12 protein-coding genes are annotated in these 12192 nt (G+C 62.9%); 8 read left to right on the top strand and 4 right to left on the bottom strand.

Annotated elements, in window-relative coordinates:
• Nucleotides 1-7: 7 nt before the first annotated feature.
• The 3 genes from K420_RS19890 to K420_RS0116395 form a co-directional block, all read right to left on the bottom strand.
• Entirely contained in the window at nucleotides 8-589 is a 582-nt protein-coding gene (locus K420_RS19890) for an ankyrin repeat domain-containing protein (RefSeq protein WP_051453208.1), read from the bottom strand.
• Nucleotides 590-650: 61 nt separating this feature from the next.
• The gene (locus K420_RS0116400; protein WP_027459002.1) at nucleotides 651-1667 is read right to left on the bottom strand and encodes a Fe(3+) ABC transporter substrate-binding protein; all 1017 of its coding nucleotides are present in this window, start codon (nucleotides 1665-1667) and stop codon (nucleotides 651-653) included.
• Nucleotides 1668-1785: 118 nt separating this feature from the next.
• Nucleotides 1786-2280, bottom strand: a complete 495-nt coding sequence (locus K420_RS0116395; protein ID WP_232422805.1) for a C40 family peptidase — start codon at nucleotides 2278-2280, stop codon at nucleotides 1786-1788.
• A gap of 143 nt (nucleotides 2281-2423) precedes the next feature.
• Between K420_RS0116395 and K420_RS0116390 the strand changes: the two genes are divergently transcribed.
• From K420_RS0116390 to K420_RS19360, 8 genes are all read left to right on the top strand, one after another.
• Nucleotides 2424-3419 (top strand): oxidoreductase, encoded by a 996-nt coding sequence (locus K420_RS0116390; RefSeq protein ID WP_027459000.1) that lies wholly within the window; start codon nucleotides 2424-2426, stop codon nucleotides 3417-3419.
• Nucleotide 3420: 1 nt separating this feature from the next.
• A complete protein-coding gene (locus K420_RS0116385; protein ID WP_051453207.1) occupies nucleotides 3421-4536 on the top strand; it encodes a GGDEF domain-containing protein in 1116 nt (371 codons plus the stop codon).
• A gap of 47 nt (nucleotides 4537-4583) precedes the next feature.
• On the top strand, nucleotides 4584-6476 hold the full coding sequence (locus K420_RS0116380; protein ID WP_027458998.1) for a propionate--CoA ligase: 1893 nt from the start codon (nucleotides 4584-4586) through the stop codon (nucleotides 6474-6476).
• Between the two features lie 127 nt (nucleotides 6477-6603).
• Nucleotides 6604-8106, top strand: a complete 1503-nt coding sequence (ppx, locus tag K420_RS0116375; protein ID WP_027458997.1) for an exopolyphosphatase — start codon at nucleotides 6604-6606, stop codon at nucleotides 8104-8106.
• Nucleotides 8103-9209: an ABC transporter permease gene (locus K420_RS0116370; RefSeq protein ID WP_232422804.1), complete on the top strand. Its 1107-nt coding sequence runs from the start codon at nucleotides 8103-8105 to the stop codon at nucleotides 9207-9209. Before ppx ends, K420_RS0116370 begins: the two co-directional genes overlap by 4 nt.
• On the top strand, nucleotides 9206-9961 hold the full coding sequence (locus K420_RS0116365) for an ABC transporter ATP-binding protein (RefSeq protein ID WP_027458995.1): 756 nt from the start codon (nucleotides 9206-9208) through the stop codon (nucleotides 9959-9961). Before K420_RS0116370 ends, K420_RS0116365 begins: the two co-directional genes overlap by 4 nt.
• Before the next feature lie 9 nt (nucleotides 9962-9970).
• The gene (locus tag K420_RS0116360) at nucleotides 9971-10897 is read left to right on the top strand and encodes an MlaD family protein (RefSeq protein WP_027458994.1); all 927 of its coding nucleotides are present in this window, start codon (nucleotides 9971-9973) and stop codon (nucleotides 10895-10897) included.
• A gap of 1 nt (nucleotide 10898) precedes the next feature.
• A complete protein-coding gene (locus tag K420_RS19360) occupies nucleotides 10899-11504 on the top strand; it encodes an ABC-type transport auxiliary lipoprotein family protein (RefSeq protein ID WP_051453206.1) in 606 nt (201 codons plus the stop codon).
• Here the strand turns inward: K420_RS19360 and K420_RS0116350 are convergent.
• Nucleotides 11501-12124 carry a TetR/AcrR family transcriptional regulator gene (locus K420_RS0116350; RefSeq protein WP_084019713.1) on the bottom strand — a complete coding sequence of 208 codons (624 nt, stop codon included), beginning with the start codon at nucleotides 12122-12124 and terminating at the stop codon, nucleotides 11501-11503. The two genes, K420_RS19360 and K420_RS0116350, sit on opposite strands and share 4 nt — an antisense overlap.
• Between the last annotated feature and the right edge of the window lie 68 nt (nucleotides 12125-12192).

The following is a 12192-nucleotide window of genomic DNA, read 5'->3' as shown; positions in this document are numbered from 1 at the left end:
CCGGCGATCAGCCAGCTGGCGTGCCCTGACCGCGCGGGAAAAGTGCAGGCGTTTCGTCCTCTTCGAGAAACATCAGGTCGGCCGAAATCGCCTCGGTGGCGGTCCCGAAAGCCGCTTCGTCGGCCGCTAGCGAGTCGGATCCCTGGCCACGGCGGAAATGAGTCGGGGTGAATTCGATCAGATTGTCGTACGGCACCGTTGCCGTTGGCTGGCCGGAGGGCGCAGCGGGCACCCGGGCTTCGCATCCGATTTCCCGGGCCGGCTGGGAAGTGGCCGGCTCGACCGGTGGTGTTGCGCCGTGTTGCAGGAGGAGGGCGACGATGTCCTGATGGCCGCGGCGCAAGGCAAGCCGGAGCGGGGCACCGCTGCCGTCGCTGGTCGCGCTGTTCGGGTTGGCGCCGTGTGCCAGCAATTCCCGCACGATGGCCGGGTTACCCTCGAAGCAGGCGGTACGCAGCGGCAAGCCGCGGTAGCCGTGCATGTCCGCCTCTTCGATATCGGCGCCGTCGCGCAGCGCATCGATCACGTCGCTCAGTCGGGCGGACCGAATGGCGGTGATCAGTTTGCTGGGGGGGCGTCCTTGGCTCATCTGGGTCGAAGCGTCGCGCAGAACGCCGATTGTAGGCAATTACGCCCGGTTTTTCGAGGGCCTACTTGAAGCCGGCGCGGTCGAAAATCATCTGTGCCTTGGCCTGGTACATCGCCAGGTTCTTGACCGGCAATTGGTCGGCCTTGAATTTGCCGAGTGATTCGAGCGCCGGGTTGCTGATCTTGACCTGCTCGACGGCCGGCCATTCGTTGTTGCCATCGGCGAAATAGCGCTGGGCCTGGTCGGAGGCCAGGTATTCGAGGAACTTGACGGCCGCTTCCTTGTGCGGCGCATGCTTCAGCATGCCGCCGCCCGATACGTTGATGTGCGTCCCGACTCCGGCCTGGTCCGGCCAGACGATACCCACCTTCTCCATCAGCTTCTGTTCCTCGGGCTTGGTCGAACGGAGCAGGCGGGCGACATAGTAGCTGTTCGAAATGGCGACACCGCATTCGCCAGTCGCTACCGCCTTGATCTGGTCGGTATCGCCGCCCTTGGGAGCACGGGCAAAGTTGGCAACCATGCCGCGTGCCCATTCTTCGGCCTTGGCCTCGCCCTGGTGCGCGATGATCGAGGCCAACAGCGACAGGTTGTAGGGATGGGAGCCGGAGCGCGAGCAGAACTTGCCCTTCAGCTTCGGATTGGCCAGGTCGGCGTAATTCTGCACATCCTCGGCCGTGAGCCGCGATTTGTTGTAGACAATGACCCGGGCGCGGGTCGAGAAGGAAAACCAGTCTTCGGTGCGCAGGTGGGCCGGGATGCGTTTCTCCAGCGTTTTCGAAGCGACCGGGGCGAACAGGTTGAGTTCGTGGGCCTTCGCCAGGCGGGCGGCATCGACGGTCAGGAAGACATCGGCCGGACTGTTCGCGCCCTCGTTCTTCAGGCGCTCGAGGAGTTCGTCCTCCTTCCCCTCGATCCGGTTGATCTTGATCCCGGTCTGTTGCGTGAAGTTGCTGTAGAGCGCCTCGTCGGTCTGGTAATGGCGGGCGGAATACAGGTTGAGGACTTTCTCTTCCGCCTGGGTAGCGGCACTCAGCGAAAGGATGAGGGTGGCGAGCAGGCTGGCGTTCAACTTCATCGGGCGACTCCGGGATGATTCGGGGAGTGCATAGTCTAATGACCGAATCAGCTCATGTAAATGAGAATGGTTATCCGAGTTGGCTGTAAAAAAAGCGGCTTGTCTGCCGCTTGTGTTTTCAGTTGCCGTCGAGGATCCGGCGAGCGCCGTTGTAGCGTTGCACCCAGTAGCTGCTGTCCATGCTCTCGACGCGGACTTCGGCACCCGTGCGCGGGGCATGCATGAAGTGGTTGTCGCCCAAGTAGATGCCGACATGCGAGAAGGCACGGCGCATGGTGTTGAAGAAAACCAGGTCGCCCGGCTTGAGCTGGCTGACGTCGATCTGCTGACCGACTTCGCTCATTTCCTTGGCGGTGCGGGGCAGGGAGGCACCGATGCTGTCCTTGAAGACCAGGCGAACGAAGCCGCTGCAGTCGAGACCCTGTTCCTCGTTATTGCCACCCAGGCGGTAGCGGACGCCGACCAGCTTGAGGCCTTGCAGAATGACATCCTGTGCGGCGTTGGTGTAACGTTCAAGGAACGACGGCTGTTCGTCTTTGCGCGCCTGTTCAGCCGCACTGGACGCCCCGATGCCGCCGACGAGCAGCGAAACAGACAGCAGGAGGGAGGCCATGACTTTTTGCATAGCCGCGAAATGTATTTCAAAACACCGACCCTGTAAAGGCACTGTAAAAATTCACGGCGTTTAACTATGTTCATACTCCGTAATTATGAATACAATTTATTGTCCAAGGCGTGGGAATAATGGGGAGAACAATGGATTCCTTCAAGGCTCTGCTGATTGAGGAGCGTGACGGCAAGGTGGTCAACGGCTTCGTTCGCATGACCGAAAGTCAGCTCGATTCCGGCAATGTCACCATCCGGGTCGCCTATTCCAGCGTCAACTACAAGGATGCGCTGGCGGCAACCGGTACCGGCAAGATCATTCGCCGCTTTCCCTGTGTCGGCGGCATCGACCTGTCGGGTACGGTAGTCGAAAGCGGCGACGTACGGTTCAAACCGGGCGATCCGGTCATCGCAACCAGTTTTGACATCGGCGTCGCCCATCATGGCGGTTATGCCGAGTACGCCCGCGTGCCGGGCGACTGGGTCGTCCCGCTGCCGGCCGGCCTCTCGCTCTACGATGCGATGGCGCTTGGTACGGCCGGTTTTACGGCCGCGTTGGGCATCGTGCGCATGGAAGAGAACGGACTGCGCCCGGAAAAAGGCCCGGTCATCGTGACCGGAGCGACAGGCGGGGTGGGCAGCCTGGCAGTCGATATGCTGGCCAAGTGTGGCTATCACGTCGTTGCGCTGACCGGCAAGGAAAGCGAGGCCGACTACCTGCGCAGCCTGGGGGCAGCCGAGATCATGCTGCGCCAGAATCTCGATTTGTCGAAGATCCGGCCGCTCGACAGCGGGCGCTGGGCCGGGGCCGTCGATAACCTGGGGGGCGACGTGCTGGCCTGGATCGCCAGCACCATGGAGCAGGGCGGAACGATCGCCAGTATCGGCCTGGCGGCGAGCATGAAGCTGAACACCACGGTGGCGCCGTTTATTCTGCGTGGCGTATCGCTGCTCGGTGTCGATTCGGGCTACATCCGCGAGCCATACCGCAGCGGCGTCTGGCAGCGTTTGGCGACCGACCTGCGGCCGCCGCACCTGGCAACGATGTCCCGCCGTATTGCGTTCGAGGAATTGCCGGCGATTTTCGACGAGTATGTCGCCGGCCGCGCCAAGGGCCGCGTCGTGGTGGATATTGCCGGAGACTGACGTGGCCGACCTGCCGCACATCCTGATCGTCGATGACTCCCGGGTGGTGAGGATTTCCCTCATCAAGCACCTGAAGGAGCATTTCGAGATTCGGGAAGAGGGTGACGGCGAGGCAGCCTGGCAGACGCTGGTCGTCGATCACTCGATCAAGGCGGTGATTTCCGACCTGCAGATGCCCAAGCTGAACGGCTACGAGTTGTTGGAGCGCGTGCGCACATCAAAGCTGAGGCGCTTGCAGCAGATGCCTTTCATCCTGGTATCCGGGGCGGAGACAGAGGAAGAGCGCGAGCGCGCCGTGGCGATGGGGGTTTCCGATTTCGTCACCAAGGGCGCTGGCAGTGCCGAACTGCTGGCCCGGCTCAAGCACCTGCTGAATTTGAGCACGGCCCAGGAAAGCCTGGAGGCCGACCGGGAGCGCCTGGTTCAGGATTCGGTCACAGGCCTGTACACCCGTAAATATCTTGAATTGCAGGCGGCACAGGCCTTGTCGCATGCCGCTCGGCATGGCTCGGATGTCAGCGTGATGGTGCTCGGCTTCGACGGTTTCGAAGGCATGTGCCAGCGATTTGGCGTCGAAGTTGCCGAGCAGATCTGCAACCGTTTCGCCAAGATGCTGGCCGGTAAGGTGCGCCACGAGGACAGCCTCGGTCACTACGGCATGGGGCAGTTCGCCATTGTTTCCCCTGGCACGGCGCCGGCCTTCTGCGCGACCTTCGCTGAACGGGTGCGCGAGGCGGTCGAAATGGCCAAGCTCGCCGTCCGCGGCGAGACCGTCGCGCTGACGGTCAGTATCGGTCTGGCCAGCATGCCGAACGATAAGGTCCCGTCGGCCGGTGCCCTGCTCGACCTTGCCGGTGAGCGCATGCAAAAGGCAGTGGCTGAGGGGGGCAACCGGACGGAAGCGGGCGGCGTCTCGCCCGCGACGCGCCCGATATCGCTCAACCAGGCACTGGAGTTTCTCGGCGCAGGCCGAGTTGAGCCGGTGGTGCCGCATTTGCCGGCCTTGCTGGAGCGGCTGCTGCCCATGTTGCGATTGATGGACAAGGAATTGGGGTTGGCTCTGCCGATGGCGGAGATCGAACGCCGTTTGAGTGAACGGGAATCACAAAAAAACTAGCCCGTTCAGTTTTTGTAGTGCAGGAAATGCCTTTTTAGAGGGACTTTATGGCGACATACAAGGAGTTTCACCAATATTCCATCGAAAAGCCGAACGAGTTCTGGACCGAGCAGGCCCAACTCATCGACTGGAAGGAACCGTTTACACAGGTTTGCGACTATTCGAAGCCGCCGTTCGTGAAGTGGTTCGTCGGTGGCAAGACCAACCTCTGTTACAACGCAGTCGACCGCCATGCCGCCAAGCGCCCGAATGACCGCGCCCTGATCTACATCTCGACCGAGACGAACGAGGAGAAGATCTACTCCTTCGCCGAACTGCAGCGCGAAGTCGAGCGCATGGCCGCGATCTACAAGAGTCTCGGCGTGAAGAAGGGCGACCGCGTCCTGATCTACATGCCGATGATTCCGCAGGCGGCCTTCGCGATGTTCGCCGCAGTCCGCATTGGCGCCATTCACTCCGTCGTCTTCGGCGGTTTCGCTTCCGGTTCGCTGGCCACCCGCATCGACGACGCCAAGCCGGCCCTGATCGTCTCGAGCGACGCCGGCATGCGCGGCGGCAAGGCCGTGCCGTACAAGCACCTGCTCGATGAAGCCATCGAAATCGCCGAGCACAAGCCGGCCAAGGTGCTGATGATCGACCGTGGTCTGGACCAGGGCTTCAACAAGGTCGCAGGCCGCGACGTAGACTACGCAACGCTGCGCGAGCAGTTCATGGATGCGAAGGTGGAATGCGAATGGCTGGAATCCTCCGAGCCGTCCTACATCCTCTACACCTCGGGCACCACCGGCAAGCCGAAGGGCGTGCAGCGCGACACCGGCGGTTACGCCGTGGCACTGGCCTCGTCGATGAAGCACATCTACTGCGGCGGTGAGGGCGAAACGTATTTCTCCACCTCCGACATCGGCTGGGTGGTCGGTCATTCCTACATCATCTATGGCCCGCTGATCGCTGGCATGGCGACCATCATGTACGAAGGCACGCCGCTGCGCCCGGATCCGGGCATCTGGTGGCAGATCGTCGAGAAGTACAAGGTCAACGTCATGTTCTCGGCGCCGACTGCCGCGCGCGTCCTGAAGAAGCAGGACCCGGCGTACATGCACAAGTACGACCTGTCGTCCCTGAAGCACATCTTCATGGCCGGTGAGCCGCTCGACCAGCCGACCCACGAGTGGTTCCAGAATGAACTGGGCAAGCCGGTCATCGACAACTACTGGCAGACCGAAACCGGCTGGCCGATGCTGGCCGCGTTGCACGGCGTCGAAAAGACCCCGATCAAGTTCGGTTCGCCATCCTTCCCGGTCTACGGCTACAACCTCAAGATCTTCCGTGAGGATGGCTCCGAATGCGGCCCGAACGAGAAGGGCATTGCCGCCGTCGTGCTGCCGCTGCCGCCGGGCTGCCTGAGCACGGTGTGGGGCCAGGACGATCGCTTCGTCTCGACCTACTTCACGCTGTTCAAGGATCCGATGGTCTATTCGTCCTATGACTGGGCGATCAAGGATGAGGAAGGTTACTTCACCATCCTCGGCCGTACCGACGACGTGATCAACGTCGCCGGCCACCGCCTGGGCACCCGCGAGATCGAGGAAGCGATCCAGGCGCACGCCGCCATCGCCGAAGTCGCCGTCGTCGGCGTCGAGGACAAGCTGAAGGGCCAGATGCCGATGGCCTTCGCCGTCGTCAAGGATGCCGCCAAGGTGGCGACGCCGGAACTGACCGCTGCGCTGGAGAAGGAAGTCATGGCAACGGTCGATGGCATCCTGGGTGCCATTGCCCGTCCGGCCCGTGTGCACTTCGTCGTTGGCCTGCCGAAGACCCGTTCCGGCAAGATGCTGCGCCGCTCGCTGCAGGCGCTGGCCGAAGGCCGCGATCCGGGCGACCTGACCACCATCGAGGATCCGTCCACGCTGGAAAACATCAAGAAGCTGCTGGGCCACTAAGCACCGCCCGCCTTCAATCCCCAAACCGCCGGCTAAAACCGGCGGTTTTTTTACGCCCCAGTGTAAGAATCCGGCTCCATGGCGGGTGGTAGAATGGCCGTCTGATCAAGCAATCAGCCGATTTCCGATGATTTACGAGACCGTCGCCGCAGTCGATTTGGGGTCCAACAGTTTTCGCCTGCAGGTGGGGCGGGTGGTCGATGACCAGATTTATCCGCTCGACTCGATGAAGGAGCCAGTCCGCCTGGCTTCCGGGCTGATGCCGGACAAGCGGCTCGATGCCGCCGCCCAAGCCCGTGCACTGGACGGTCTGCGCCGCTTCGGCGAGCGCTTGCGCGGCCTGGATCATGGCGCCGTCCGCGCCGTGGCGACCAATACCCTGCGCGTCGCCAAGAATGCCGTCGAATTCCTGCCGCTGGCCGAGGAGGCGCTCGGTTTTCCGATCGAAATCATCGCCGGCCGCGAAGAGGCCCGTCTGATCTACCTTGGCGCCTCCCATTCCTTGCCGATGGCGCCCCACAAGCGCTTGGTCGTCGATATCGGTGGCGGTTCGACCGAGTTCATCATCGGCAAGCGGCATGAGCCGCAGCTGATGGAATCGCTGTATATGGGCTGTGTCAGCTACACGCTGCGCTTCTTCCCGGATCGCAAGATCGACAAGAAGCGTTTGCGCGAGGCACAGATCGCGGCGGCCAAGGAAATCGAGCTGATCGCCCACGATTACCAGCGCATGGGCTGGAAGGAAGCAGTCGGCTCGTCCGGCACGGCGCGGGCCATCGCCGACGTGCTGGAACTGAATGATCTCAATCCGGGCGGTGAAAGCGGCATCACCCGCGCCGGCCTCGACAAGCTGTGCGCCATGCTGATCAAGGCCGGTTCGGCCGAAGCGCTCGACCTGCCGGGTATCAAGGGCGACCGCCTGCCAGTTTTTCCGGGCGGTGTCGCCATCATGTCGGCGATCTTCGAGGAACTGGGCATCGAACGCATGTCTTATGCCGACGGTGCGTTGCGTCTCGGCGTACTGTATGACCTGCTCGGGCGCTTCCATCACCACGACATGCGCGATTCGACCGTCACGCAGTTCCGCCGTCGCTACCAGGTCGAGGGTGACCAGGTCGAGCGGGTCGAAGCGACGGCGCTGTCCGCCCTGAGGCAGATCAGTGCAGGCGAGCCGGACGAGACGGACGTGCAGTTCCTGACCTGGGCCTGCCGCCTGCACGAAATCGGCATTTCGGTCGCTCACAACGCGTATCACAAGCATGGCGCCTATATCCTGACCTATGCCGACATGCCCGGTTTTTCGAAAAAGGATCAGGCCCGCCTGGCGATGATCGTTCTCGGCCATCGCGGCAAGCTGGAAAAACTCGGTGCGCTGCCCGCTTCGGACAGCGCCTGGGACCTGATCTTCTGCCTGCGCCTGGCCGTTCTGCTGCACCGCACCCGTGACGACCGCGCTTTGCCGGCCTGGCGCGTCGTGCGCACCGCTGCCGGCTACCAGATTGACCTGCCCCCCGACTGGCTGGCGGCCAATCCCTGGACGGCGGCGGCCTTCGGCGAAGAACTGGCCGTCTGGAAGCAGATCGGCCGGGAGTACGCATTCAAATCCAAGGCGGCGAGGAAAACGGCGTGAGCGACATTCCCCGCTTGCGAGTCGAGTCGGGGACGGTGGTGCTGTCCGGGCCATGGACGCTGGCTGAAATGCTGCCCATGCTCGATCTGTTGCGCAGCGGCCTGGAAGCCGTACCGGCCTCGGTGCGGCATTGGGATTTATCGGCGGTCAGCCGGCTGGACAGTGCGGCAGCGGTCCTCCTCTGGCGCTCCTGGCAAGGTGCGTGGCCGGCCAGCCTGGCGATCGGCCCGCTGCATCGGCAGGTGATCGCCCGCGTCGCCGAACTGCCGCAGGAAATGCCACCGCCACCGGTGGCCTTCGTCCATCTGCCTGAATTTCTTGGCCGTCAGGTTTTGAAGGCGCTGGCCAACCTGCGCGGTCTGATTACCCTGTTCGGGCAATTGCTGCTTGATTGTGCCTACCTCGCCCGCTATCCGGGGCAGATTCCGTGGCGCGAATTCTCGGCCAACGTCTACAAGGCGGGCGCCCTGGCCTTGCCGGTGACGGCTCTGGTCGGTTTCCTAATCGGCGTCACCATCAGCTATCTGTCGGCGCTGCAACTCAAGACCTTCGGGGCTGACGTGTTCATCGTCAATATCCTCGGTATCTCGATCATCCGCGAGCTGGGTCCGGTGCTCGTCGCCGTGCTGGTCGCCGGCCGCTCTGGGTCGGCGATGACGGCGCAGATCGGCGTCATGCGGGTGACCGAGGAAATCGACGCCCTGTCGACGATGGGCATCTCGCGCAGCATCCGCGTCGTGCTGCCCAAGATCTTCGGGTTGACCGTCGCCATGCCGCTGCTCGTTCTGTGGACCTCGTCCGTCGCGCTGCTCGGTGGCATGCTGGCTGCACTGCTGCAACTCGATCTGTCGCTGGTCTACTTTCTGGAAAACCTGCCGCGCGCGGTACCGGTTGCCAACCTGCTCATCGGACTGGGCAAGGGGGTTGTCTTCGGATTCGTGATTGCCGTCGTCGCCTGCCATTTCGGGCTGCATGTGCGGCCGAACACGGAAAGCCTGTCGGCCAATACGACGAGTGCCGTGGTGACGGCGATCACCACGGTCATCCTGGTTGACGCGGTGTTCGCCATCTTCACCCGGCATGTCGGGGTGCCGCAGCTATGAATCAGGTGCCGGTCATCGAGCTGCAAGGCATCTGCACCAGCTTTCGCGGTTTTGCCGTGCATCAGGATCTGTCGCTGCAGGTTCACGCCGGGCAGATCGTCGGCCTGCTTGGCGGTTCGGGCAGCGGCAAGACCACGCTGCTGCGCGAAATCCTCGGTCTGCACCGTCCGGATGCCGGACTGGTCAGGCTGTTCGGCGTGGATTTGAATGATCCGGATGTCGAATTGCAGCGCCAATTACGGCGCCGCCTCGGCATGCTCTTCCAGCACGGGGCGCTGTTCTCGGCCCTGTCGGTCTTCGACAACATCGCCTTCCCGTTGCGCGAACTGCATTGTCTCGACGAAGACTGGATACGTCGCCTGGTCCATCTCAAGCTGGCCATGGTCGGCCTGGGCAATGGTCACGGCAAGCTGATGCCGGCCGAACTGTCCGGCGGCATGGTCAAGCGCGTTGCGCTGGCCCGGGCGCTGGCCCTCGAACCGGAGTTGCTGTTGCTCGATGAGCCGACGGCCGGCCTCGACCCTGATCGCAGCCAGAATTTCGTCGAGCTGATCGGCGATCTGCAACGCGAACTGGGCCTCACCGTGGTCATGGTGACGCACGATCTGAATACCCTGGCCGGTCTGGCGTCGCATGTCGCGGTGCTGGCTGACCACCGCATCCTGGCCTTCGGCACGCGGGACGAGATCATGACCGTCGATCACCCTTTCGTTACCGGCTTTTTTGGCGCCGACCGCCGGAAGCTGCTTTAATTACGCCACATGGAAAACAAGTCGCACGCTTTCGCTGCCGGACTTTTCGCGCTCTGCCTCGGGTTGGCGGCTATCCTTGCCCTCTATTGGCTGGGGGGTAACCACGATGCGGCGCACGATTACATCGTCGTCACCAAGCAGAACATCGGAGGCCTCAATCCCCAGGCCCAGGTGCGCTATCGCGGCATCCGGGTCGGCAAGGTCAGCGATATCCGCCTCGATCCCGACGATTACAGCAATATCCTGATTACCATTTCGGTCAACGACGATGTACCCCTGACTACCGGCACTGTGGCCAAGCTGAATTACCAGGGGGTGACCGGGCTGGCGCACATCCTGCTGCTCGAAACCGGCAAGGACACGTCGCCCCTCGAGTCGAAGGACGGCACACCGCCGCGCATCACGATGATTCCGTCCCTGCTCGACGAGTTGGGCGAAACCGGCACCGCCACGCTGAAGCAGGCCCGGCAATTGATGCAGAGCGCCAATTTGCTGCTCAATGAAGAGAACCGGGCGCACCTGACGGCGACGCTGGGCAATCTCGAAAGCGCTTCGGCCAATCTCAAGCCGGCGCTGGAAAACCTGAACCGTACGCTGGTGCAGGTCAACAAGGTGCTCGATGACCGCAATGTCCGCAACCTATCGCAGGCGGCTGGCGAAGTTGGCCCGCTGCTGGCCGATACGCGGAACCTGATCGGCAAGATGCAAGCGGCAACCGACAAGCTCGACATCGCCATCGGCGATGCCTCGGCCGGCGGTACCTCGGCGCTGATGCCGCGACTGAACGAACTGGCACAGGATTTCTCGCTGACGTCACGCCAGTTGAGCCGGGTGCTGCGCATACTCGAAGACACGCCGCAGGGCCTGGTCTTCGGTGCACCGTCACAGGCGCCGGGGCCGGGTGAGGCGGGCTTCAATCCGGCGGGGGGGCAGTGATATGCGCGGGCTGACGTGCCTGATGGGGTGCCTGCTACTGGCAGGTTGTTTCACCGCTGGCAAACGGGGCGGCGATGCGCCGCTGGCCATCTACGATTTCGGTCCGCCTGCCGCCAGTCTGCTGACGGCGCCCCGCAAGATGCCGTTGGCGCTCGAAGTCAGGGCGCCGCTGTGGTTCGACAGCATGGGCATCGATTACCGCCTGGCCTATGTCGATGCCGCACGCCTCCGCGAATACGCCAAGGCCCGCTGGGCCGGGCCGCCGGCCCAATTGCTGCAGCAGCGCCTGACACAACAACTGGACTTGTCGCCTTCCGGTCTTGGTCAGTCACGCTGCCTGCTGCGGGTCGAGATAAGCGAATTCAGCCAGATTTTCTCGTCAGCCGAGCGGAGTCAGGGCGTCGTGCAGGGCAGGGCGGTGCTGCTCGACCGCACCCGGCGCACGCTGGCGGAAACGCCGATCAATCTGGAAAAGCCGGCCGAAACGGCGGATGCGCGGGGCGGAGTCGGTGCCCTGATCCGGGCGGCCGACCAACTGGCGGTCGACCTGCTTGCCTGGGAGCGGGGGCAGGGCCGAACGGCCGCTGCCGGAGGCTGTTTCGACTAATTGGAAACGATGCGCTCGGCAATGCGCTGTTTCAGGCTGGCCAGGTCGTCGTCGAAATGCGCGTAGTGCATCAGCGACAGCCCGAAGACGCAGGCATAGAGCAGCAGGCTGCGGCTCTTCGCTTCGGCATCGGACATCCCGGCAGCGACAAACAGCTTGCGGGTGCATTCCAGGCGGTAAAGGTCGACTTCCTCGACAACCGCTGCGGCCCGCGAGTCGTGGCGTGCCCAGTCGCGGACCGCCAGTTCGATGGACATGCCCTTGCGGTTGCGGCTGGCGCCATATACCTCGATGGCGTAGTGCAACTGGTCGCGCTCATTGCCCGGGGTGACTGCCGTGGTCTTTTCGATGTCGCGGATACGGCCGATCTTCCACTGTTCGAGCACAGCATCGAGCAGGGCCTGGCGGTCCTTGAAATGCCAGTAGAAACTACCCTTGGTCACCCCGCAACGCTTGGCCAGCACTTCGACCCGCAAGCCGGTCACGCCTTCCTTGGCGAGCACTTCGATTGCCTCATCCACCCAGCGTTCCGGGTCGAGTTGCGTGCGCGGCGACGCCGCCCGGCTGCGGGGCTTGATCGCTGAGGATTTCATCGGGGGCTTGACAAGTTTGTTTTCCATACGCTACCGTATGCTTTTCCATACGACACAGTATGGCCATTGTGCTGATAGAGTGGACGTCTGTCAAA

It is taken from the genome of Dechloromonas agitata is5 (genome assembly GCF_000519045.1).
Lineage (GTDB): Bacteria > Pseudomonadota > Gammaproteobacteria > Burkholderiales > Rhodocyclaceae > Azonexus > Azonexus agitatus.
This window is presented reverse-complemented; position numbering and strand designations above follow the sequence as displayed.

Bases quoted from the DNA above. Each gene is read 5' to 3' on its own strand.
- K420_RS19890 (WP_051453208.1), bottom strand. From the start codon at position 589: ATGAGCCAAGGACGCCCCCCCAGCAAACTGATCACCGCCATTCGGTCC.
- K420_RS0116400 (WP_027459002.1), bottom strand. From the start codon at position 1,667: ATGAAGTTGAACGCCAGCCTGCTCGCCACCCTCATCCTTTCGCTGAGT.
- K420_RS0116395 (WP_232422805.1), bottom strand. From the start codon at position 2,280: ATGGCCTCCCTCCTGCTGTCTGTTTCGCTGCTCGTCGGCGGCATCGGG.
- K420_RS0116390 (WP_027459000.1), top strand. From the start codon at position 2,424: ATGGATTCCTTCAAGGCTCTGCTGATTGAGGAGCGTGACGGCAAGGTG.
- K420_RS0116380 (WP_027458998.1), top strand. From the start codon at position 4,584: ATGGCGACATACAAGGAGTTTCACCAATATTCCATCGAAAAGCCGAAC.
- ppx (WP_027458997.1), top strand. From the start codon at position 6,604: ATGATTTACGAGACCGTCGCCGCAGTCGATTTGGGGTCCAACAGTTTT.
- K420_RS0116365 (WP_027458995.1), top strand. From the start codon at position 9,206: ATGAATCAGGTGCCGGTCATCGAGCTGCAAGGCATCTGCACCAGCTTT.
- K420_RS0116360 (WP_027458994.1), top strand. From the start codon at position 9,971: ATGGAAAACAAGTCGCACGCTTTCGCTGCCGGACTTTTCGCGCTCTGC.
- K420_RS19360 (WP_051453206.1), top strand. From the start codon at position 10,899: ATGCGCGGGCTGACGTGCCTGATGGGGTGCCTGCTACTGGCAGGTTGT.
- K420_RS0116350 (WP_084019713.1), bottom strand. From the start codon at position 12,124: ATGGAAAACAAACTTGTCAAGCCCCCGATGAAATCCTCAGCGATCAAG.